18 protein-coding genes are annotated in these 23847 nt (G+C 64.2%); 9 read left to right on the plus strand and 9 right to left on the minus strand.

Features of this window, described 5'->3' with window-relative positions:
- Positions 1-206 precede the first annotated feature (206 nt).
- The 5 genes from V2I08_RS03935 to V2I08_RS03955 all read right to left on the minus strand — a co-directional run bounded on the left by V2I08_RS03935 (position 207) and on the right by V2I08_RS03955 (position 11250).
- Complete coding sequence (locus tag V2I08_RS03935) at positions 207-2579, minus strand: GH36-type glycosyl hydrolase domain-containing protein (protein WP_349633964.1); 2373 nt, start codon at positions 2577-2579, stop codon at positions 207-209.
- Positions 2557-8664 (minus strand): glucoamylase family protein, encoded by a 6108-nt coding sequence (locus tag V2I08_RS03940; protein ID WP_349633948.1) that lies wholly within the window; start codon positions 8662-8664, stop codon positions 2557-2559. Before V2I08_RS03940 ends, V2I08_RS03935 begins: the two co-directional genes overlap by 23 nt.
- A 2-nt stretch (positions 8665-8666) precedes the next feature.
- Positions 8667-9680, minus strand: coding sequence for a universal stress protein (locus V2I08_RS03945; protein WP_349633949.1), 1014 nt, complete (start codon positions 9678-9680; stop codon positions 8667-8669).
- A gap of 454 nt (positions 9681-10134) precedes the next feature.
- Complete coding sequence (locus V2I08_RS03950; RefSeq protein WP_349633950.1) at positions 10135-10947, minus strand: universal stress protein; 813 nt, start codon at positions 10945-10947, stop codon at positions 10135-10137.
- Positions 10948-11115: 168 nt separating this feature from the next.
- Positions 11116-11250, minus strand: a complete 135-nt coding sequence (locus tag V2I08_RS03955; protein ID WP_272481271.1) for a hypothetical protein — start codon at positions 11248-11250, stop codon at positions 11116-11118.
- Here V2I08_RS03955 and V2I08_RS03960 point away from each other — a divergent pair.
- Positions 11243-12208 carry a L,D-transpeptidase gene (locus tag V2I08_RS03960; RefSeq protein ID WP_235209858.1) on the plus strand — a complete coding sequence of 322 codons (966 nt, stop codon included), beginning with the start codon at positions 11243-11245 and terminating at the stop codon, positions 12206-12208. The two genes, V2I08_RS03955 and V2I08_RS03960, sit on opposite strands and share 8 nt — an antisense overlap.
- 58 nt (positions 12209-12266) lie before the next feature.
- Here V2I08_RS03960 and V2I08_RS03965 read toward each other — a convergent pair whose 3' ends face one another.
- Genes V2I08_RS03965 through V2I08_RS03975 form a run of 3 tightly spaced genes read right to left on the minus strand, consistent with a single transcriptional unit; the run spans position 12267 to position 14642 of the window.
- Positions 12267-13820: an AAA family ATPase gene (locus V2I08_RS03965; protein ID WP_349633951.1), complete on the minus strand. Its 1554-nt coding sequence runs from the start codon at positions 13818-13820 to the stop codon at positions 12267-12269.
- A 4-nt stretch (positions 13821-13824) separates the two neighbouring features.
- A complete protein-coding gene (locus V2I08_RS03970) occupies positions 13825-14337 on the minus strand; it encodes an Hsp20/alpha crystallin family protein (protein WP_043153356.1) in 513 nt (170 codons plus the stop codon).
- A gap of 56 nt (positions 14338-14393) precedes the next feature.
- The gene (locus V2I08_RS03975) at positions 14394-14642 is read right to left on the minus strand and encodes a hypothetical protein (RefSeq protein WP_152542816.1); all 249 of its coding nucleotides are present in this window, start codon (positions 14640-14642) and stop codon (positions 14394-14396) included.
- A 363-nt stretch (positions 14643-15005) separates the two neighbouring features.
- On the opposite strand from V2I08_RS03975, the gene V2I08_RS03980 reads away from it, so the two are divergent.
- Positions 15006-15659, plus strand: a complete 654-nt coding sequence (locus V2I08_RS03980; protein ID WP_043153350.1) for a BON domain-containing protein — start codon at positions 15006-15008, stop codon at positions 15657-15659.
- Positions 15660-16124: 465 nt separating this feature from the next.
- Here the strand turns inward: V2I08_RS03980 and V2I08_RS03985 are convergent, their stop codons facing one another.
- Positions 16125-16343 carry a hypothetical protein gene (locus tag V2I08_RS03985; protein WP_152542814.1) on the minus strand — a complete coding sequence of 73 codons (219 nt, stop codon included), beginning with the start codon at positions 16341-16343 and terminating at the stop codon, positions 16125-16127.
- A gap of 150 nt (positions 16344-16493) precedes the next feature.
- Here V2I08_RS03985 and V2I08_RS03990 point away from each other — a divergent pair, with 150 nt between their 5' ends.
- The 7 genes from V2I08_RS03990 to V2I08_RS04020 all read left to right on the plus strand — a co-directional run bounded on the left by V2I08_RS03990 (position 16494) and on the right by V2I08_RS04020 (position 23808).
- A complete protein-coding gene (locus V2I08_RS03990) occupies positions 16494-17357 on the plus strand; it encodes a universal stress protein (RefSeq protein ID WP_349633952.1) in 864 nt (287 codons plus the stop codon).
- Between the two features lie 30 nt (positions 17358-17387).
- The gene (locus V2I08_RS03995; protein WP_051520112.1) at positions 17388-18725 is read left to right on the plus strand and encodes an erythromycin esterase family protein; all 1338 of its coding nucleotides are present in this window, start codon (positions 17388-17390) and stop codon (positions 18723-18725) included.
- Between the two features lie 2 nt (positions 18726-18727).
- A complete protein-coding gene (locus V2I08_RS04000; protein ID WP_043153344.1) occupies positions 18728-19381 on the plus strand; it encodes a dienelactone hydrolase family protein in 654 nt (217 codons plus the stop codon).
- 2 nt (positions 19382-19383) lie between these two features.
- Positions 19384-20109 (plus strand): phosphoribosyltransferase, encoded by a 726-nt coding sequence (locus V2I08_RS04005; protein ID WP_051520111.1) that lies wholly within the window; start codon positions 19384-19386, stop codon positions 20107-20109.
- 10 nt (positions 20110-20119) lie between these two features.
- A complete protein-coding gene (locus tag V2I08_RS04010; RefSeq protein WP_051520110.1) occupies positions 20120-20560 on the plus strand; it encodes a host attachment protein in 441 nt (146 codons plus the stop codon).
- A gap of 754 nt (positions 20561-21314) precedes the next feature.
- Complete coding sequence (locus V2I08_RS04015) at positions 21315-23195, plus strand: PAS domain S-box protein (protein WP_349633953.1); 1881 nt, start codon at positions 21315-21317, stop codon at positions 23193-23195.
- Positions 23185-23808: a response regulator transcription factor gene (locus V2I08_RS04020; protein ID WP_043153341.1), complete on the plus strand. Its 624-nt coding sequence runs from the start codon at positions 23185-23187 to the stop codon at positions 23806-23808. Before V2I08_RS04015 ends, V2I08_RS04020 begins: the two co-directional genes overlap by 11 nt.
- Positions 23809-23847 lie beyond the last annotated feature (39 nt).

Here is a 23847-nt window from a genome sequence, read left to right on the forward strand (position 1 = left end):
ATTATGGTGTCCGTGCGCATGCACCATCGAGTGTCCTCCTGCGCAACAGCGCCACATCCAGGGGTTGGGCGCCATGGCGGAGCCAAAGGACTTCCGCCGGTCGGAATCGGGTCGATGGCGACTGCGGCCGCCCAAATATCCCTCCCGCCTACATGACAATATTCAGAAGATTTAACCGACAATTGCGACGTTGCAGTCCTGCGGAATCAGGATGCCAAAGCAATGCGGCGAGCCAGAAGACACCGAACTTCACGCGTCTCGCCTCCAGACGGAAACGGGATGCCATCCCCTGGCGATTCGGCGCCATCGACCGTGATGCGCGCGTCGCCCGAGGCAAGCCCTTCGGGGTTGTCGACCCGGACATGCAGGCTGCCCGCCGCCCTGGTGATCGTTGCCTCGAAGGATCGCCATGCCGCCGGCAGGCAAGGCGCAAGATGCAGCCGGCCTTCCACCAGCCGCAACCCCAATATTTCCTCGACGGCCAGTCGCCATGTCCAGCCGGCCGCGCCCGTATACCAGCTCCAGCCGCCGCGGCCGACATGCGGCGGCGTCCCGGCAACGTCCGCGGCCAGCACATAGGGCTCGGTTCGATAGCGCGCGACGTCTTCGCTCGAGCGCGTCTGGTTGATGGGGTTGATGCGATCGAATATCCGCATCGCGCCCTCGGCATCGCCAAGCCGGGCAAGGGCGATGCCGAGCCAGACGGCGGCATGCGTATATTGGCCGCCATTTTCCCGGATGCCGGGTGGATAGGCCTTGATATAGCCGGGATCGCGTGGCGTCGCGTCGAAGGGGGGAGAGAGAAGCCGGACCAGTCGGTCGTCGTCGCGTACCAGATGCTGCTGGGCTGCGGCCATGGCGCGCGCTGTTCGCTCTGGACTGCCGGCGCCCGACAGCACTGCCCAGGATTGAGCGATCGAGTCGATCCGGCACTCGCTGTCCCCAGCCGAACCCCAGGCCCGGCCGTCGTCGTCGAAAGCCCGCAAATACCATTCGCCATCCCAGGCGGATTGCTCGGCCGCCTTGGCGAGCGCCGTCGCGCGGGGTTTCCAGTGTTCAGCCAGATCACTGCGCTGCAGCCGGCCGCAAAGGCCAACGAACCCATCGATCGTGGCGATCAGGAACCATGCCAGCCAGACGCTTTCGCCCCGCCCCTGCTCGCCCACGCGGTTCATGCCGTCATTCCAGTCGCCGGTGCCCATCAGCGGCAGCCCATGGGCCCCGAGCCGGTGACCGCATTGGAGCGCGCGCTCGCAATGCTCGAACAGCGATCTGCGTTCGTCAGTGATATCAAATCGCGCGTAGCGGTCGGCCTCGTCCCCGGCCAGCAGAGGACCGCGCAGGAACGGTACCTCTTCCGCGAGAATGCCGACGTCGCCCGTGGCCTCCACATAGGCGGCAGTGACATAAGGCAGCCAGAGCAGATCGTCCGAGCAATGCGTCCGGACACCCCGATCCAGCGGCGGATGCCACCAGTGGAGGACGTCGCCCTCCTCGAACTGGTGTGCTGCGGCCGCGAGAATGTGCCGCCGCGCCAGATCGGGATCGGCATGCAGCAAGGCGAGCACGTCCTGAAGCTGGTCGCGATAGCCGAAGGCGCCACCGGCCTGATAGAAGCCTGCACGGGCCCGCAGGCGCGCACTGATTGTCTGATAGGGGAGCCATCTGTTGACGAGCATGTCGAACGCGGGATCCGGCGTCGTCACCTTGACGGCGCCCAGACGCCTGTCCCAATCATCCTGGCATTGCTGGAAGGCACGCTCTACCTCAGCGATGTCCTGCCACCGCAGCGCCAGCGTTCGGGCGTGGGCACGGTCATCTCCCTGCCCCAGTACGAATACGACCTCGGCGGTTTGCCCGGCGGCGATATCCAGATGGACCTGCAAGGCACTGCAGCAATCCGCGCCGACTGACTGCTGGCGACCGCCCAGATCCCAGTTCAGCAGCGCTTCGGGCCGGCGTGGATTGCCCTCGCGTCCCATGAAGTCCCGTCGCGATGTCGTCAGGCTGTGCGGCGGCCGGCTGCTTGAAAGGAAAGCCGTCCGCTCTCCGAATTCTTCGTTCCACGGGTTGTTCGCCATCAGTGCATGGACTTCGGCATCATAATGCGCGGTCCGCAGCGGGGCCGGTTCGCCGTGAACCGCGCCCAGCAGCCATTCGGCATAATAGGTCGCCGTGAGCCGGCGGGCATGGGGCAACAGGTTGCGAAGCCGTAGCCGGACGATCTTGACCGGATCGTCGACGGGGACGAACACCTGAAGTTCCTGTTCGAGGCCTTCGCTGCTGCTCTCCCAGCTCGTATAGCCCGCGCCATGTCGGATGCGGCAGGCGGTTCCGGCCCCGGCGGGCTGCGGCGTCGGGGTCCACAGATGCGCGTTTTCCTCGTCACGCAGATACAGGATCTCGGTCTGCGGATCCCGAACGGGATCGTTGCTCCATGGGGTCAGACGGTTTTCGCCGCTGTTGATCGCCCAGGTGAAACCGAGACCGGCCTCGGTGACGATGGTGCCAAAGCCGTCATTGGCGAGGACGTTCGACCAGGGCGCGGGGGTGGTCTCACCCGGCGCGAGGTGGATCACATAGGTCTCGCCTTCCGGCGTGAACCCGCCGCGACCATTGTCGAACGCCAGCTCCTTGAGCGGGAGCAAGCCCAAACCGGCGCTTGGCGACGCCCCGGTGCTGCCGACCGGCTCGAAGCGCGGGCTCCGAAGCTGGGGAAATTCGGCGCGCGCGAGTTGGTCGCCGAGCGCACCCGCCGCTTCGTCGAGCACGATCCGCGCGGCGCGTTCCAGAAATTGGGCGCGATCGGTGTCGCCGTGCCCGATCCCCACGAGGTGGATTCCGCCATTTTGCCCGAGCTGCTCCTGCACGCCCGCCTCGCGGAGGATACTCGATCAACCGCTCGCGCACCGGCTCAAGATAGCCCGCTGCCCCTTCGTGCATCATCACGAGATCGATCGCGATGCCCCGCCTCCGCCACAGCTGCTGGGCTGCCGCGAGAAACCGTAGCAGGGCGGTTCGCTGGCCGTCGCCTGCGCGCACCAGCAGAATGGGATGATCGCCCGATATTCCAAGCGCCCAGAGATCGCCTCTGCCATGATGGTCGGCGACAAGCGCATTCTGCATGCCGGGAGATGACTGAACGGGCTGGAGCAACGCGGACAGCAACATCTGCGCGTCCCGCACGCGGTCGGGGCCAAGTCCGAGTTGATGCATCTCACGCGCCGCATCCGCCACGGCGTCATTCATGGCCCATTCGAGTGCCGTCAAAGTCGCATAGCGCTCAGCGATCTCCAGAGCGGATTCCCGTGAGCCCGCTACGATCGTGACGAAGGCGAGTTCGCGTCTCCCGTGCGGCGGAAGCTCCAGCTCGGCGCGCATCGCCAGGATCGGATCGAGGGTCCAGCCGGTCGTGCCGCCCAGTTCATCGGATTGCATCGCGGCGGGGTCCGCCTGATTACCGTGGCGCGCCAAGAAGGCCGCGCGGTCGGTTTCGACGCCCCGCGGCGTGAAACCCTTGTCGTCGGCGATCACCCGGTGAAGCAGTACGGGCGGGCGGTCGCCCGCATCGCGTGGTCGGCGCGTGAACAGCAGGCCGTTCGCACCCGGAAGCAGCTCGCTGCCGACGAAGAGCTTGCTGAACGCCGGGTGGCGCGCGCCGTCGAGCGGCGGCGCGAGCATGACCTCGGCATAGCTCGTGAAGTCGAGTGTTCGCGGCCGGTCGCTCTCGTTGACGACGGTGACCCGGCGGATCTCCAGATCGTCCCCGTGCGGGATGCCGACAGCCATGGTCAAAGCGATGTCGTGATCCCGACGATGATATTCGACCTGGTGCGCCTGAAAGAGTATGCGCGCCTCGGTCGCTGGCGCGCGCACCGGCTCCGGCGTCGCCGACCAGAGCGCGCCGGTTTCCCGATCGCGGACATAGATCCAGAGCCCGGCGTCGCCAGGGATCCGATCGGGGCGGGTGAGCGCATAACGCTGCCAGTAGAGCCCCCCTCCCCCATTCGCCGCCAGTCGACTGGTCAGACGGCCATTGCCGATCGCATGCAGCATTGTGGAACCGCCGATGGAGCCAGGGTTCCAAGGCTGGAGACGGGGGATCGCGCCTTCGGCGACCGGTTGCAGCTCGCGGAGTTCGATGCGCGAAATCTCGGGCGGCAGTTCCCAGGGGATGCGCTCGTTGAGGAGCAGGTCGATCGTGCGGATATGGGGATCGCCGTGGAACCAGCGGACGAACATATCGCCGCACAGCGCATTGCCGAGAGCGGCCATGCTCATCCCGTGATGGTGCGCCATATAGGATCGGACAACGGCGAAGCGCTCTCCCTCCGGCACCCGCTCGGGTGTGAAGTCGATGGCCTCGTAGAAGCCGTATCGCCCGAGCATGCCCAGCCCCGCGAGATCACGAAGGTTATGGACTGCCAAGACCGTTCGCGCGGCGAGTGCGAGCACAGTCGCATAGGGGGCGACCACCAGATCGCGCGCAAGCCCACGGCGCAGGCCCAGCCCCGGGACGCCGAACGCATGGTAGCGATACACGCGATCGGAACCCATCGAGGCGAAGGAGGATTCGGATATGCCCCAGGGGATGCCATGCCTGATCCCATAGGCCTGCTGAAGATCGACGGCGGTCCGGTCGCTCTGGCCGAGAAGTGTTGCGGGATCGCTGCGCAGGAACAGGTTCGGCATGAGATATTCGAACATCGAGCCGTTCCACGAGACCAGCGACAGGCCCGAGGCCTTCTTCGTGATCGGGCGACCGAGGAAGAACCAATGCTCGGGAGGCACATCGCCCTTGGCGATGGCAAAGAAGCTCGCGAGCCTCGCCTCGCTCGCCAGCAGGTCATAATGGTGCTGATCGATGCGGTCGGCGGTGACATTGTAGCCGATATGGAACAGCCGGCTGCTCATATCGAACAGCAAGGCGAAATCCATGCCATGGGCCCAGGCGCCCGCTCGCCGGGCGATGCCATCCAGCTGGTCGCGCATGGTCTTGTGGGCATCCGCAGCGCGGGCGAGAGCCGAACCGAGCTCTTCCGCCCAGCTCCTTGCTTCGGAAGGATCGAGGGAGCCGCCGAATGCGTCCAGCAGCGCGCTTGCCTCCTCGCACGCGGCCTTGACTTCGGCAGGCATGCGCTCGCCCGCGAGCATGGGGCCGATCCGGGCGGCGATGTCGGCGCAATCGGCGGGCGGGCGCGTCAACAACGGCAGCCACGGGAGGAACATCTGCACGTCGCGGCGCATGCTGCGCAGATGATGATCGACCCGCTCGAGCCACAGCTGAACATCGCGGATCACGTTCGTCGGGAGTGTCCCCGCATTGGCGATGCCTTTGCGGATCCTTTCCTGCAGCTCGGGGCAGTGCCGATCGCAGAGCGCGTCCAGCCGGTCGCCCCAGCAGGCGCTGTCGTCCCGCGCCGCAGTTGCGGCGTCCCGCATCGCCGCAACAAGAGTACGACAGGCATGATCCGGGTCGGCGCGATCGGCCGCAAGCGCGCCGGCAAGCAGATCGAGGGTGTCGTCGAGACCGGACCATAATGCAGGGGAAAGCACGGGGGCTCGAACAGCATCGCGGCACGCCTCGTTCACGACGACAAGACTGACGGCCAGATTGCCGCTGTCGACCGTGGAGACGTAGCGCGGCTCGAGCGGCTGCAATGTACGGGTATCATACCAGTTGAGCATATGTCCCCGGTAGCGATCGAGCCGGTCGAGCGCGTCCAGCGCATTACGCAGTCGCATCTCGAGATCGGTCACGCCGATATGCCCCAGCTTCCATGCCGTCAGCGTGGAGAGCAGCATCATGCCGACATTGGTCGGCGACGTCCGATGGGCGATCTCCTCCTCGGGCGGCTCCTGGTAATTGTCGGGCGGCAGCCAGTTGTCCTCCGGCCTCACGAAGGTTTCGAAGAACAGCCATGTCCGCCGTGCGATGCTGCGCAGGAACAGTCGGTCCTCGGCGCCCAGCGTCTCGACCGAGGAGCGGCGCGGACGGCTTATCCGGTATGCGATTTCAGGCGCCAGCACCCACAGCATCAGTAGCGGCGCGGCGGGCAGGAGGGCCGTGGCATGTGCCAGCACCAGCCCCGAGCCGACTGCAAGCGCGAATGCAGGCGACACCCACATCTCGCGCCAGGCCGCCCGCCGCGGATCGAGCGCGGCAAAATGCGCTGTCGTATGCGCGGCCGACGTCCACTCCAGCAGTCCACGCCCGGTGCCTAGCCGCCAGAGCGTGATCAGTATCGCATTGAGCGCGATGGCGGCATCGCTGATCAGGAAGGCGATCGACAGCGCCCATCGTCCAAGTTCATCGCCCAGCCGTCGCAGGACACCCTGAAGAACGCCGCGCCGGCGGCCGCGCGCGAGACCGGTGACGACGTCGGTGAACAGATAGGCTGCCGGCGCGACGATGGCGAGCGATGTCCATATCCAGGGATTGCCGCCCAGGATAAACCATCCGCCAAGCAACAGGGCGACAAGGCTGGGCGGTACGAGGCTGCGGCGAAGGTTGTCGAAGATCTTGAGCCGGTCGAACCAGGTGAGACGGTTGTGGAGGCGCGTTCCGGCACGGCCGGGGACCAGCGGAAGCAGCCAGGGCAACAGCTGCCAATCGCCGCGCACCCAGCGGTGCCAGCGCCGGCGATAATCGAGATAGCCGGAAGGAAAGCCCTCATAGACGATGATGTCGCTGGCGAGCGCCGCGCGACCATGAAGTCCCTCGAACAGGTCATGGCTGAGCAGGTTGTTCTCGGGAATTCGCCCTTCGACGCTGCGCTCGAAGGCGGCGACTTCATAGATGCCTTTACCGACAAAGATGCCTGAGCCGAACAGGTCCTGGTAAACGTCGGACACGGCGCGTGAATAGATGTCGATCGCGGTGTCGCCGCCGAAATAACGCGTGAACAGCGATCGTCCGCTGGTCTCGGGTGCGATCTCGACCCGCGGCTGGAGGATCGTGTAGCCGCTTGCCACCCGCCCGGTGCGCGGATCGAAACGAGCCTTGTTGAGCGGATGGGCGAGCGTCGCCACCATCCGATTGACTACGCCCGTCGGCAGGCGGGTATCGGCGTCCGCGGTCACGACGAACCGAACCTCGCGAAGTGCTTCGATGCGGCCGGCGGTGCGTGAAAAAGGGCTGAGGTCGCCGCGCAGGATATAGCCGTTGAATTGCTCCAGCTTTCCGCGCTTGCGTTCCCATCCCATCCAGACCGACTGGGCGGGATTATAGAGACGCGGCCGGTGCAGCATATGGAAGGGGCCGCTGCCCGCGCTGCCATAGGTGTCGTTGAGGCGCTTCACGCCATTTTCCAGCGCGGCCTCGACATCCGCATCACCAGGATGGCTGTCGCTGTCGGCATCGGCATGGTCGCTCAACAGAACGAACTGCAGCCCTGGATCGGGATTGCCGAGATAGTGGCCTTCCAGCCGCTGGAGGAGCGCCGCCACGTCCGCCGGATGCGCGACAAGCACCGGCATCACGACCGCTGTCCGGCAATCGTCGGCGATCCCCTTCTCGAAATCGAGCTTTGGGAGCACCCGTGGCGACACGAGCAGTGTCGCGACCCAGTTGACGAACGTGACGCTCAGGATGGTAGCCGGCAGCGTGGTGAGCGCGATGCCCAGCAGCCACCCAATTGCGGTCGCCTCGACCAGCGCAAGGTAGAGTGCCGGAACGACAAAGCTGACGAATCCGGCCAGGAACAGCGCCGCCGTATAAAGCGCGGCGGGATAACGCAGGAGCCTGCGGCCGATCGATTCCAGCGCCAACGGCCGCACGTCGATCGCATCCTCGAACGCCGGCCGGCCGTCGCCGACCAGCCAGTAGCCAACATGATCGGCCGGCACATCGTCATTGGCCCGGCATTGAACGAGCAGGCGTTCGGCGACATCCAACTCTGGCAGGCCGCCATGGTCCGACAACTGCTCGATAGCGTGCCGGTAACGGTCGCGCGTGTCGAAATCCATGTGCGTATAGACCTCGGCAGGGTCGAGCCGCAGGATCGCCTCGACGCGGCTTGTCCGGTCGAAAAAGTCCTTCCACTGGATCGTCGAGATCACCGCGAGGTTTGCGATCGCGCGCGAGACGCATTCGGTGTCGTCCGCTGCGGCGGATTTGGCGGCATCGGGCCCCACCTCGAACGGCGGCGCCACATCCGGGAATATGCGTCCGAAGCCTGTTACCAGAAGCTCGAGGCAGGCCAGGCGAAGCATGGCCGGAAATGCCCAGAGCTCGGCAATGCTCAGAGGCTCTTCATCCTGATAGCGTTCGATGAACGGAATCGCGGTATTGAGAGATATCTGCAGATGCGACGCGTGGAGCAGCCCATGGGCCAGGGCATAGATGCGAGGCAGGCCCTTCGCCGCTTCACCCGCGAGGCCGGGCAGGCGCCGGTAGAACGGGGCCGGCATATCCTCCTTGATCTGAAGGATTGCGCGTTGAACGTGATAATCGTTGTCGAGCAGCCATTCGGCCGCCGAGCTGCTTTGCGGCTCCGCGGCGCCAGCGGCGATCCGGGCCATACTCAGCCATGCACGCAATGCCGGCAACTGCGACCAGGTTGTCAGCGGTGCCGCTCTGCGGGCCAAGCCCACAAGACGGTGACGGCGCGCAAGCTCGTGCGCAGCGGCGACTATCGGGTCCGCATCCTCGACATCCGCCATTCTCAGACCGGACCTACGGCCGGGAGGCGCGCATTCTGGACATTCGTCAGCACCATCGGCTCCACTGCAGTCACGGATGGACGAACGATCAGCATCGGCACGGGCGAATGGGTCATGAGGTAGGCGGCGACGCTGCCATAGGGAACATCCATGTGATGGCGGCCGCCATGGCCGCGCGCCGACAGCACGACGAGGTCGGCCGCTTCGGCGCGGATCAACCCGGCCAGAGCAGCGCGAACATCCTCGCTGCGCATCGAGATCGCCCGAACTGTCAGCCCCATGGCCGCCACATATGTCCGAACATGGTCGAGATAGGCGCGCGCCGTCGCTTCATTTCGTTCGACAACATGCCGTTGGAGTTCGAGATCGCGAGGCTCGAGGGGCCTGGTTTCAGTGAGTTCCGGCGTCGGGACGACGTGCGCGAGGATCAGTTCCGCTTGCGCCGATTTCGCAAGCCGCGCCGCAAGCGGGATGACGCTTTCGGCCCAGGTCGATCCATCCACGGGCACAAGGATGCGCCGATAGCTCGGCGCCGGCGCGGCGGAGGCCGCGATCGGGACCAGCAGGATCGAACCGGGCGCCCGATCGAGAACATTGTGGGCCGTGCCGCCAATGCCTTTCTGGCTTGCGCCATTCTCGCCCTGGGTGCCAAGCACGAGAAGGCAATCGGGCTGTCCGCAGGTGAATCTGCAGATTTCCTCGGCAGTCGCGCCTTCTGCAAGTTTGATCTCGGCGATGGTAGTCGAGGGCTCGGGAGCGGCTGCCAGTTTCCCCAGAGTGCGTCTCGCCTCGTGCCGGCGAAGATCCCATTCGATCGGGTCAGGCCGCATCTCCTTTGCCGGCTGGCCTTCCAGCACCTGCAGCAGCGTTACCGGAACCTCGAGCGCCTGGGCGATCGCAAATGCATGCGAAACGACGCCGGCCGCGTGCTCGGATCGATCCAGGCACGCGACGACGTGACAGGTCCCCGCTTGCGTGTCGGCGCGGACTGGGAAGAGTGCGTTCGATGTCGACATATTCCGGCCTCCTGTTGTCTTGCGCGGCATTTTTCCGTGCGCCCTAACACAGCGCCACCACGCCCAGCGCCAGGCGTTCGAGGACAAGCCCGAAGCTTGTTGCGACGCCGCAATTTCTGATGGCGGCCACGGTGACCGATCCGGAAGAGACTCGAAATAAGTGTATCTACGGAGTCATGGCGCGTGCCGTCCGCCTCGAACAGCACGACTCGCCAGTCCCGATGAGGCGTGAAAGCAATCTGTCCAACTGCCACTCCTGATCGAAGGACCCAAGGACGGCCAACGGCTCAATCCGCGCAAGCGGCTTTCCCGGATCGCGGGTCAACAATGCTGCCGAAAATCCGATTCTCAGTTCGTATGCCGCACACGTCCGCTCAGCATCCCGTCAATAGAATTGGATCATGTGCGGAGCGCCTGCTGTGCTTGGGCGCCACCGGATATTCTCACGGAGCGGCTAATGCGCCAGCAGCAACGGAACGGACGTGTCGGACAGGAGGTCGCGGGTCACCCCGCCGAGCACCGTCTCACGCAGCCGAGAGTGCCCGTAGGCTCCCATAACGAGAGAAGATGCCGCCAGTTCTCCCGCTGCGTCCAAAAGCGTCTGCGCGATCGTGCACCCCTCTTGGGGCCATTCGTGCAACTGAGAACCTATGCCATGCCGGGCGAGATATCGGCTCGCGTCCATCGGTGGAAAATCGTTGTTATCGCTTGAGATGTTGACGATGTGGACTTCGCTCGCCACCCGCAGGAAGGAAAGCGTCAGACGCAGGCTGTGCGCGGCTTCGATCGATCCGTTCCAGGCCATGACGACCGGCCCGCTGGCGTTGAAGCTGGTCGTGCCCGGGGGCACGACCAGCACCGGCGCGCGCGCGTGAATGGCCACGTCGGCGACGATCGGCAGAGGCTCCGGCGTGTCATCCTGCCCCTTGTACTGGCGGCTCAAGATCAGGACGTCGGCCAGGCGCCCGCGGCTCACCAGCGCATCGGCGGCATTTCCATCGGCATGCTCCCAATCCCAGGAGATATCCTCGCTTTTCAGTCGCTGCTCGATGCGTTCTCGCTCCTCATCGTCGCGCGCCTGAAGGGCCTCAAGCAGTTGCGAAGAGGCATAAAGGCCGCCGAAGGGGTCGCCGACGACATAGCTGTTGAACGGAGTGACCTGGACGCAGGTGATATGTGACTGGTGGGCGCGCGCAAGGTCCAGCGCCACGGCAAGCCGCTCCGTCTGTCCGTGATCGTCATGGATATGCAGAAGTATCGATTTCACCACGCCCTCCTCGTTTTCGCTACGATCCCGTTTGAAATCGCACGCTAGAGGTTAGGGCGGCGCGGATAACTAGGGGATAATACCAATCCCGGGACGGTGCCGATCACATCATTCTCGCGTGCGACGGGTCCAGATACGGATCGTTGTCCGCAGGATCGACATGACAGATTATCGAGGATCAAATGCGATGCGTTCGGCCGGCACATACGCCTCAGCTACGCGAACCATGCCGTGTTTGAGCTTGGCGATATATCCGATTTCGCGAACCTCGACGCGTTTGGGTCGCAGCATAGGGATGGCCATGATGTCGGCATTGCTCCTTGGCATGCTGTCCGTGCCGCTGTCCGCGCAGCAACCGACGCTGGATACGAGTTCGGTCCTTGAGACGGTCGAGCGGCTAAAGCCGGGGGAATATATCTGGGCGCCTGATATTGCTCCCGCCGGCCCCGTGCTGATCATCATCAGCCTCGCCAACCAGCGGGCCGTCACCTACCGAAACGGCGTGCCGATCGGCGTCTCCACGGTCTCGACTGGAAAGCCCGGACATGAGACACCAACGGGGCTGTTCACGATCCTGCAAAAGCATGTCGACCACAAGTCCAACCTCTACGACGATGCGCCGATGCCCTATATGCAGCGCCTGACTTGGGGCGGCGTAGCTCTGCACGGCGGCAATCTACCTGGCTATCCCGCGTCGCATGGCTGCATCCGCCTGCCGCTGGGCTTCGCCAGGCTTCTCTATGGCGTCACCCGCCTCGGCTTGACCGTCGTCATCACGAAAGAGGCGGCAGTGCCGCGTGTCGCGCCGGTACCCGATCCCATGCGGCCGACCGCCTCCGACATCGACGACGCTCCACCTTCCGGGCCGTTCACATGGCGTCCCGAACTGTCACCCTCGGGATCTGTATCCATCGTGATCAGCACCGCGGATCGACGAATGATCGTGCTCCGCAACGGCCGCCAGATCGGATCCGCACCCATAGCACCCGACACCGCCGTCGACCGAACGACGGCTTATACGCTGCGCGCTATCGATGAAACCGGGTTTCACTGGCTGCACATCCCGTTGTCCGGCGAGGCATCGCCGGCGCAGCAGACGGCGCCATCCGAGGATCGGAACCGATTGCGCGTCGCCGAGGAGTTCCGGCGTTCCGTCGCAGCGATCCTGACCGAGGGCGCAACGGTGCTGGTTACCAACGACAGTCTCGCAAGGAGTGAAACCGGCCGGCGGCTCACAGTTATAACCGGCGAAGACGAATAGCGGGCGCGGACAAAGGCTGCGGCCAACATGCCTACCGGCATGAGGTGAGGCGTTTCCGTCAGCAGAGACCCAGTTTGGCGGACGCCACCGCAGCCACCTCGTCCAGCGATCCGTCCGCATGGACCCTATGCCACGAGCCGAGATCGCCGATTTCCAGCTGGGATTGGGCCTGCGCGACTGCAACATCGGCATCCGACGCGTCGGCGCCGCGCGTCCCGACCCGGCTGAGCCGCGCGGTTGCCGCCGCTTCTAACCAGAGACCATCGAAGGGAACACCCGACTGCCGCCCGACCGCCTCGATCCTCTCGCGCTCGACACGCTGCGCGAACACCGCATCGGCCACGACGGATTGACCGAGCGCAAGCGCCGATGCGGCCATCCTGTCAGTTGTCTCATAGACCCGGGCGGCGGCCTGCGCCGAATAGCTGCCGCGGGGAAGCCTTGCCTCGGGAGACAGCCCCGCGAGGCGCTTGCGCAGTACATCGTTCCGAAGGATCCTGGCACCGGGCGCGCGTCCGATCGCGCCGCCGAGCCGACGTGCGAGACTGGACTTGCCGGTTCCCGAGAGTCCGCCGATCGCTACCAGCCGCGGGGGAGCGGGCACCAGCATGGCGAGCGCAAGTTCGAGATAGGATCGCGCATTCTGCGCGAGCGCCCTGTCTTCAGGAGCACGCAGGCTCTGCGCTGCCAGCACATGCGCGCGGATCGCGGCGCGAACCGACAGGAACAAGGGCAGCAGCCCGATCCCGCTCTCATCCGCCGGCGACAGATCGAGATAGCGGTTGAAGACGATGTTCGCCTCGGTGCGGAGGTTGCGATGCCAGAGATCCATCAGGAGAAAGGCGAGATCGTAGAGGACATCGATCGTGGCCAGTTCGACGCTGAATTCCAGGCAGTCGAACAAGGTCGGCTCGCCGTCGATCAGGGCGATGTTGGCGAGATGGAGATCGCCATGACCATGTCTAACCCGGCCTTCCCGCGCTCGGGCATCGAGCAGCGGTGCCATATCATCGGTCATCTGGAGCAGGCTGTCGCCGAGATGCTTCGCCTTGTCCGGGTCGAGGATATCGGGAAAGGCCCCCATGCTGGCAATATTGCCGTCTACGACGCGGCGGAACGATATCGCACCCGCGTGAGCCCGATCAGCCTCCGCTGCCGAGTGAAAAGCGCCTATGTGGTCCGCCAGCCGCATCAGCAGGCGCTCATCGAGCTGGCCGTGATCGGCGATATGGATGAGCAGCGCATCATCGGGGAAGCGTCGCATCTCGAGCAGCCAGTCGACCACGTCACCGGCGCCGTCGATCGCCAGTCGACCGCCGGCTTCCCGCGTGATCGGATGAAGCGCGAGATATAGATCGGGCGCGGTTCGGCGGTTGAGGCGAAGCTCCGCCTCGAGCGCGGCATGGCGCTTGTCGAAGGTCGAGAAATCAAGATAGCCGAACCGGACCGCGCGCTTGAGCTTCCAGGCGCGGTCGCCGACAAGGAAAATACTTGCGCAGTGGGTATCGATGCGCGTGGGGCGCGTTCGCTCGAAGGCGTGACCCTGGTCGAGGAAGGCGACGACATCGGCTTGGTCGTCCGGCGTGCCGGGGCCAGGCGATGTCGTCGCCATTGGCTCAGGCCTTCTCGATCGCGATCTTGCGCGTGCGTGCCGCCGCATTCTCGTCCTTGGCCAGCGTCACTGTCAGGACTCCGTCCTTGAACTGCGCCTTGATACCTTCGGCATCGACATCGGCGGGAAGCGAAATCTGGCGCCGGAAGGAACCATAGCGGCGCTCGTTGAGCAGGAAGCCCTTCTCCTTGCGCTCTTCCTCTTCCTTCTTTTCGCCCGAGATGCTGAGCACGCCATCGGCGACGTTGATCTCCACATCCTTTTCATCGAGCCCGGGAAGCTCCGCGGTAAGACGATAGGCCTTCTCGTCATCGACCAGCTCGAGCGCCGGCACGATTGCCAAGGCGCCGCGCGGAGCGAAGTGGAAAAGGCTGCGGCCGGAGCTGCCGAAATCGTCGAACAGGCGGTCGATCTCCGATCGCAGCCAGCCGACCGGCTCGCTGATCTGGGTTGCGAGATCGCGCAACGATGACGCCGGACGCGTTTTGGTCACTGGAACATTGGTCACACCGTTCATCTTGCTTCTCCTAAGGTTAAAGATGGTCGATCCCGTGACGAGGGAAAGACCTTTCGTCAGGCGAACAGGGCATGTTCGCCTTCAGCCTCGATCGGTTCGGGAACCACGAGCTGGTCATGCTCGTCGTGATGGGCGCGATGGTGCGGATGCGGCATATGTGGCCAAAGTGTCTCCACGCCCGCATTCCACCAACTCGTGTAGAGCGTCAGCGGCAACTGCCACAGGCGTTGGGCGGCAAGCATCGCCGCTGCTGCGTCGGGACCACCGGACGGCCAGCTCGCCCGGATGGTGCTCTTGTCACTCATGATGACCTCCTTCGCCGAGTCTTGTTGAGGATAAAGGCGGTCCATCGGCGCCTATATTGGGGAGTTTACCTAGCCGATCGTCTTCGGGCGCCGTCCTGCGGCCGCACTCGGCTGAAATTTGTCGCTTGGCCAAGGAGTCGAGCCCCGGCCTGCAGGGATGATGGCATACCCTGGTCCCTCCGGGACAATACGGATTCTGTGGCAGCGCCAGGCAACAGACAAGGGACGTTGCAGGGATTCCCCGATGCGCGGTCAATCCATTGGCGACCCTGCGATGAACTTGCCGATGGTCCCCGGCTTATGGCCGTCGATGAGCTGCCGACCCACCTGGGACGGTTATTTTACGAGCCAAGGAGAGCTGAGATGAAGAGCGACAGTCAATTGCAGCGTGACGTGATGGCGGAGCTGGAGTGGGAGCCGAGCGTCGATCATGCGGATATCGGGGTGGCGGTGACCGACGGCGTGGTGACGCTGTCGGGTTTCGTGAAGAGCTATGCCGAGAAGCTGGCGGCGGAAAAGGCGGCACGGCGCGTAGCTGGCGTGAAGGCGCTCGCCGAGGAGATCAAGGTGCGCTTCGCCTCCGATCCGAAGACGGCCGATCATGAAATCGCCAAGCGCATCCTCGACATGTTCTCCTGGAACGTCTCGATCCCCGACGACAAGATCGCGGTGAAGGTCGAGCATGGCTGGGTGACGCTGAGCGGCACGGTCGACTGGCACTACCAGAGCGACGAGGCCCGGAAGGTCGTCGGCAAGGTCAACGGCGTCGTCGGCGTCGGCAATCTGATCGAGGTGCGCAAGCTGCCGACGTCGGGCGATATCAAGGACCGGATCATGGCGGCGTTCAAGCGCAATGCCGATCTCGATGCGGCATCGGTGACGGTGTTCACCGATGGCGGCAAGGTCACGCTGGGCGGCAAGGTCAAGGCGTGGAACGAGCGCCAGATCGCCGAGCGTGCGGCTTGGGCCGCTCCCGGCGTCACCACGGTCGACGACAATATCATCGTCGCTTTCTGACCTTCGCAGCGAGCACACGAGCAGACGGCCGTCGGGATATCCCGGCGGCCAGCTTCGATAATCGCTCAAGATGAACGTGAAGTCCGCGCCTGTCCGTTCCTGGCGATCCTTCCTCTTCGCATTTTATGCAGGAAGCCCGGCCGGCGAGCACATCGACCCGGTTACATTATCTGTGGGTTGGCATTCGATTTCTATGTCGCCTACCGGCGATCGACGCATGTGGGCTAGACTTTGAGGTGCCCGCCGTCGAGGACGCTCGCGTGGCTATCGATACCAACGGCTCTCCTCAGACGGTATGAACAAAACCGGCGTGGAACTGGCCAAGATCCACAGGCCAGAAGTAGCCACTCCGAGCGCGCGCCACGAGGACCGCGGACAATCAAGCGAGAAGCTCCCTGGGCATCACGCGCCGAAATTTCGACAGCGATTAGAGCCGCTGACTGGCTATTCGGTCTGGGAGTTCTATTACCGGGAATGCGCCATGATCGTGGATGCCCGCGCATCGATTTGGGGATGGTCTTGCCGTGTGCTGAAGACCGCCGACAAACGAGGTAGGGGGTCAGCCCCAGTCGCCATCGACACCATGATCTGGCTCGCAACCACGCCGCACAGCATGATTATACCAATCCGCAAACGGTTGGTGCCGTCGGGCAGGTTTCGGCGTGTTTGGATGGACCGGTTCATCAGGGACTCCTGGGTTTAATCTTTGTCCGGGGTCTGGCCGGAGAACGTCGGAGTCGTACGCAGCGAACGACCTGTTCGGCATCCGGAAGTCTACGCAGTGGCGCACCGCGAACTCTTCCTCCGTATCCTCACGTAATGATTGTCGCGAACGTGACCGCCATTGTTCGGCTACGACTCCGCCTCGATGGCGGGCATGCGCTGGAGATTCATATGAAGAATGTTCTGCTGTTGATTCACGATGACGCCGGTGAAGAGGCTCGCTTCCAGGCCGCGCTCGATCTTGTCCGCGCGACCAACGGGCATCTCACATGCCTCGACATTGTCCAGGCGCCAATCCTGGTCGGCGCAGACTATATGATGGCCGATGCCGAAGTCGCCCTGCTCGCCGACGCGCGCAACCGGGAAGCGGTTAATCGCGACCGGATCGAGGCGCGCCTTTCAGTCGAGGACATCGCATGGGACTGGGCTGACGCGACCGGCGACATTGCCGGTCTGCTGGAAGCCGAGGCGGAGCTCGCCGACATCATCGTGCTCAACACTATGTTCGCCGATCATGAGCCTCCCGACATGCGGGCGATCGTTTCCGACGTCGTTATGCGCGCCGGAAAGCCAATCCTCGCGGTTCCACAACAGTTCCGCAGCCTCGATGCCAATGGACAGGCGCTGGTCGCCTGGAACGGTGCTCCCGCTGTCGCCGAGACGCTTCGCGCGGTCACGCCGCTCCTCGCCCTCACGAAAGGCGTGACGATCGTGGAGATCGGCAAGACCGATGGACCGCCTGCGGAAGAGGCCGCCGCCTATCTCTCACGCCATGGCATCCATGCCCGCATCGACCGTGATGTTCCGCTGGAATGGACGGTGGCGGATGCGCTTCTCACCGCCTGTCGGGACCGGCAACCAGCCTACTGCATTATCGGCGCCTATGGCCATTCACGCCTGCGCGAGCGGCTGATCGGCGGCGTGACCCGGCGGATGCTCGCCGAGAGTCCGGTGCCGCTCCTTCTTGGGCATTGACAGTGGGCCAGACCTGACAAGGAGATCCGCATGCCGAACGCAGCGCTACACGACCGTATCGGCCGGGAGGCACCGGCGGCGCTGATCGAAGCGCTGCGCCGCCACGCCGAACCGCTGCCGTCGCCCGAGCGGATCGACGAGTTCGGCAGCTTCTTCGATCGCTTCGGCGATGCGCGGATCGTCCTGTTGGGCGAGGCAACCCACGGTACGTCCGAATTCTATCGTGCGCGAGCAGCAATCACCCGCCGCCTGGTCGAGCGTCACGGATTTACCGTCGTGGCAGTCGAAGCCGACTGGCCGGACGCCGCGCAGATCGACGATTATGTCCGGCATCAAGCACCGCGCCCCCGACGCGGCGACAGCTTCGTGCGCTTTCCGACCTGGATGTGGCGCAATGTCGAGGTGCTGGAATTTGCCGACTGGATGCGGGGGCATAATGCATCGCTTGACGAAGATTGCCGCGCGTCATTCCATGGTCTGGATGTCTACAGCCTCAGCGAGTCGATCCACGCAGTGCTCGCCTATCTCGACACGGTCGATCCCGAGGCCGCCGGGAATGCGCGCCGGCGCTATGGGTGCCTGACACCATGGCAGGATGAACCGGCGCATTATGGCCGCGCCGTGGTTCATGGCGGCCGTCCGAGTTGCGAGGATCGCGCGGTCGCACAGCTTCATGAACTTCTGACCCATCGGCTCGAATATTTGCACGGAGACGGCGAAGCCTGGTTCGACGCGGTACAAAACGCGCGTATCGTGCGCGCTGCCGAGCGCTATTACCGTGCCATGTACCGCAGCTCGACCGAGAGCTGGAACCTGCGTGACCGGCATATGTTCGAAACGTTGCAGGCGCTGCTCGCCCATCGCGGCGATGGTGCCAAGGCTGTCGTCTGGGCGCATAACAGCCATGTCGGCAACGCCGCCGCGACCGCGATGGGCTGGCAGGGCGAATTCAACATCGGTGAGCTCTGCCGCATGGCCTATGGCGAGGAAGCGGTGTCGATCGGCTTTGGCACCGATACCGGCACGGTCGCCGCCGCCAGCGACTGGGGCGCCGACATGCAGATCAAGACCGTGCGGCCGGCACGTGCCGACAGCTACGAGCATGCGTTTCGGTCCACGGGACTGGCGCGGACGCTGACCGATTGGCGGAGGAAGCCCAATCTCGCCGGGCTGCTGCGCGAGCCCCTGCTCGAGCGCGCCATAGGCGTCGTGTACCGCCCGGAAACCGAGCGCCTCAGCCATTATTTCGAGGCGGTCCTGGCTGAGCAGTTCGATGCCTGGGTCTGGTTTGAGCAAACGACCGCGGTGACCCCGCTGGGACATGAGCATCCCCATGGCGCGCCCGAAACCTGGCCCTTCGGACTGTGACGATGATCGCCCTCGCCGCCCACGATCCGGTTCCCGTCACCGTTCAGCCCGATGGGCTCAAGGGGCTGCTGGGCGTGCCCGTCGCTGCCAAGGGGATCGTCATCTTCGCCCATGGCAGCGGCAGCGGACGGCTCAGCCCGCGTAACACTCATGTCGCGCAAGGCTTACGCGACGCGGGGCTTGCGACATTGCTGATTGATCTGCTGACTCCGGCCGAGGAGCAGGACCGCGTCAATGTGTTCGACATTCCGTTATTGGCGTCCCGGCTGAAGGCCGCCACCGGGTGGGTGAGATTGCTGCCAGGAATGGCGGCGCTGCCGGTGGGCTATTTCGGCGCGAGCACGGGCGCGGGCGCGGCTCTGCTGGCCGCGTCCGGCCCCGACGCACGCATTGCCGCCATTGTCTCGCGCGGTGGCCGGCCGGATCTGGCGGGTTCGGCCGCGCTCGCGCATGTCCGCGCGCCAACGCTGCTGATCGTGGGCAGCCGGGACCTGCCGGTGATCGAGCTGAACCGGATCGCGCAACGCCATCTTCATGCCGAGAACGAGCTGCTGATCGTACCGGGAGCGACGCACCTGTTCGAAGAGCCAGGCACGCTCGACGCAGTGATCGACCACGCCGCGCGATGGTTCCGGCAACATTTCCAGGAGGCTTGACCATGGCCAGCCATAAACCTGAGTTTCACGATAGGCGCGAGGCCGGCCGGAGACTGGCGATCGTGCTCGCCCCCTTGGCGGGGGCGCATCCACTGGTGCTGGCGCTGCCCCGCGGCGGCGTGCCGGTCGCGTTCGAGGTGGCCAAGGCGCTTGATGCGGAACTGGACCTACTGTTCGTCCGCAAGATCGGCGCGCCGGGCTATGAGGAGTTGGGCATCGGCGCGGTGGTCGATGGTGCCGAACCGCAGCTCGTGCTCAACGAGGACATCGTCCGCCAGCTGGCGCCCAGCCCCGACTATATCAGGGCCGAGATGCGGCGGCAGCTCGCGGAAATCGAGCGACGGCGCTCATCCTATGTCGGCGGTCGCGTCCCGGTGGAGGTGACGGGCCGCACGGTCATCGTGATCGACGATGGGATCGCGACCGGGGGCACGGTGAAGGCTGCCCTCAAAGGACTGCGCAAGAATCGGCCGGCACGCCTTGTCCTTGGCATACCGGTCGCGCCTAGCGACAGCATCGCCGAGATTTCGCCAGAGTGCGATGACATCGTCTGTCTGGCACAGCCCGATCCTTTCTACGCCGTTGGCACACACTATGCCGTGTTCGATCAGACGACGGACGAGGAGGTGGTCCGGCTGGTTCGAGAGGCGACACCTTTCGGTCACTCGCACGGCTCGCCCGGGCGTCCGACCGCCATGCGAGGCGCACGGGGTCCGGCCCCAGGATAAGGAAGAGACGATGCTTATTCCCCACGATACGACGATTCTGGTTGTCGATGGCGGCCACGTGCAGGTGCTTCGCAATCGCGGCACCGACGCCGCGCCCGAACTGGAGCTTCTGCACGAGCAGGCGATGAAGAATCCGCCGAGCCGCGCGATGGCCACGGACGCTCCGGGGCGCAGCTTCGGCAGCGCGGTGCCGACGCGCAGCGCCTATGCCGATGCCGACTATCACCAGCGCCGGGAAGACCGTTTCGGACAGGAGGCGTTGCAGGCGGTGGCATCGCTGGGCAGGCAGGACAGGCCGCTGATCCTTATCGCGCCGCCGCGCATGCTGGGCGTGCTTCGCAGCGACCTCGACCCGACAATGCAGGGTCATATTCTGGCGGAAATTGCCAAGGACTTCGCCCAGCGTGACGCCACCGACATCCTGAAACTGCTCCGATCGCATCAGATCTGAAAGGCTGCCACCAGACCTTATGGCGGCCACAGCGTCCAGGGTCGATGCAGCGGCTTGATACGGAAGGTTTTAACGATGCGCCGGCGATCATCTTCGTTGCCAATATCGGTTCCGCGGACGGACAGTCATTCGGGAAACAACACGGTCGTATCTTGTGGACAAGCAGGGGCGATCGGCATAGCCTTTCCTCGCCCGTCCGATCTTGATCGTGAAGAGGGGTCCGCATCGCGCGGCAAACATGGGTTCTCGGCTTCGGTCGGGCGGCCTGCGGAATACAAAACCTTCGGGAAATACGCCGGGCGCGTTTTCCTATGTTTGCGCGCGATCAACCGTCCCGACTGGCGGGACGCGCGGCAGGCACGGGACGGCCAATGACGTATGCCTCATGACCCGCGATGCCTCTTGGCTTGCTCACGCATCGACCGATGCGTTGGCGCCCACTGTTGGCAGGATTGCACTCGGCTGCGAACCCGAACGATGCCTGGCATCGCGGATGTTTTGATGCTTTTCCAAGGCAAGGTTGCCAGATAAAGGTCTCAAAGTGAGACGGAACCTGCGAGGGTCTTGGGCCGATTCGAGGCTATTTTAGAAGGACGGCAGTGGAGTTGCGAAGACGGGCTACGATCTCATTCCAAAAAGTCCTTCTGTTCTATCGAGTAGCATTTTCTGATGTAGCCAACTGACGAGTTCCGACGCTCGGAATATAATCAAGGTGCAACCAGAGAGGATGGACCAAAGCCAGACGGGATTCCATATGGAAAGTGACGCGCAGGATAGCTCAACTCGGCAGGCCCGCTGGGGCTATGCGATTGGCATCGTGGCCGTTCTCCTCGCCGTACCCGCCGATCTTGCTCTCCGCGCGGGGGGCGTCAACCACAGCCCCTATTTGCTGCTCATCCTTTCGATCATCGTTGCAGCCGCGCTGGGTGGAACGGGCGCCGCAACGGGCGCGGCTATTCTCGCTATTCTGGTCGGGGCCTTGTTTGCCCTATTGCGCCCATTGCCTGGTCTTGAACCCTTCGATCTGCTGCTTTCGCTGCTGGTGGCCGCTGGCATCGCCCTGCTCGACGCTCGCAACGCGTCCTTGCGACGACGGCGTGCAGCCTGGGACAGGAGACGCCAGAACCAGCTCTCGGAGATCGCCGACGAACTTAACCTGCTGATCGACGGAGCACAGGGTTATGCAATCTACATGCTCGATCCCGAAGGCCGCGTCACGATCTGGAACGACGGCGCCGAGCGGCTGAAGGGCTGGAGAGAGCAAGAGGTCGTCGGCCAATATTGCTCGATCTTCTACCCGGCGGACGCCGTCCAGGCCGGCAAGCCCGAAGCCGACCTCAAACGCGCGCGCGACGAGGGCAAATTCGAGGAGGAAGACTGGCGGCTCAGGAAGGATGGTTCCGAGTTCCTCGCGCATGTTTCGATCACTGCGCTGCGTGATGAAAGCGGAGCCTTGCGCGGCTTCGGCAAGGTGGTCCGCGATGCAACGGGGGAGCGCGCCGCCGAGAGTGCGCACAAAGCCAGCGCCAGCCATCTCCGCTCGATCCTCTCGACGGTCCCCGATGCGATGATCGTAATCGACGAACACGGCATCATCCTCTCGTTCAGCGCCGCAGCCGAACGGCTGTTTGGTTTTTCAGAGGCTGAGATTCGCGGATCGAACGTGAGCCTGCTCATGCCATCGCCCGATCGTGAACGCCATGACGGCTATCTCGAACGCTATCTCTCAACCGGCGAGCGAAGGATCATCGGGATCGGGCGCGTCGTCATCGGCGCGCGGCGTGACGGCTCGACCTTCCCGATGGAATTGTCGGTGGGCGAAGCCATCGGCGAGACCCAGCGTGTCTTCACCGGCTTCATCCGGGATCTGACCGAGCGGCAGGAGACCCAGGAGCGCCTCGACGAACTGCAGTCCAAGCTGATTCATGTCGCCCGGGTGAGCGCCATGGGAACGATGGCCTCGACGCTCGCCCACGAGCTCAACCAGCCGATCACCGCCGTCGCCAATTATGTGGAGGCGGTGCGCGACCTGCTCACCGAAGCCAATCCCGAGGATCTGCCGATGATCCGCGAAGCCCTGGATGATTCGGTTCGAGAGGCCCTGCGCGCAGGACAGATCGTACGGCGGCTGCGCGACTTCGTCGCGCGCGGGGAGGTTGAGAAGACCGTCGAGAACCTTCCCACCCTCATCGGCGAGGCGGCGGCGCTCGGGCTGATGGGCGCTCGGGAGAAGGGCGTCGATGCCCAGTTCGATCTCGCTCCCGACGCTTCGAAAGTGCTCCTCGACAAGGTGCAGATCCAGCAGGTGCTGATCAATCTCCTTCGTAATGCGGTAGAGGCGATGGCGGCATCATCCGAACGGCATCTGTGGATCACCTCCCGCCGTGAGAAAGCAGGCTTCGTTCGAGTGACTGTGGCCGATTCCGGCCCAGGCGTGTCCCCGGACGTTGCGGAACAGCTTTTCACCGCCTTTGTAAGCACGAAAAGCGAGGGTATGGGTCTGGGGCTCTCGATCTGCCGCACCATCGTCGAAGCGAACGGCGGTCGGATATGGCTGGAGGCACGACCCGGCGGCGGGTCCCAATTTCACTTTACGCTCGTCGAAGCCGAGCCGGAGAATGCCAATGACGGATAGACGTATGATCCATATCGTGGATGATGAGGATGCGATCCGGCGATCAGCTGGATTCATGCTCAAGACCTCCGGGTTTTCGGTCGCAACCTATGCTTCGGGCGTCGCCTTTCTTCGCGAGGTGCGCCACGCGGAGCCCGGCTGCATCCTGCTTGACGTGCGTATGCCCGAGATGGACGGTCTTGAGGTGCAGCAAGCGCTTCTCGAACGTGGCGTGGCGATGCCTGTCATCATCCTCACTGGCCATGGCGATATCTCGATCGCGGTGCGCGCCATGAAGGCAGGCGCGGTCGAGTTCATCGAAAAACCCTTCGAAAAGGCGGTGTTGCTGGATGCTATTGGTATCGCTTTCGAACGGCTCGACGACACTGGGAAGCGTGCAGTACGGGCGGCCGACGCTGCCGTGATGATCTCGGCACTGACCGGGCGCGAGCAGGATGTGCTCAAGGGTCTGGCCGAAGGTCTGCCCAACAAGACGATCGCCTATGACCTCGGCATATCGCCCCGAACCGTGGAGGTCCATCGCGCCAATCTGATGACGAAGCTGGGGGTCCGTAGCCTGTCCGACGCGCTGCGCATCGCCTTCGCCGCCAATCTTGGGAACGACGGGTCATAGGACCTCTACGTAGCGACTTGCTGCGGTTTTGCTGCGATT

This window comes from Sphingobium sp. MK2, from assembly GCF_040170545.1.
Classification (GTDB): domain Bacteria; phylum Pseudomonadota; class Alphaproteobacteria; order Sphingomonadales; family Sphingomonadaceae; genus Sphingobium.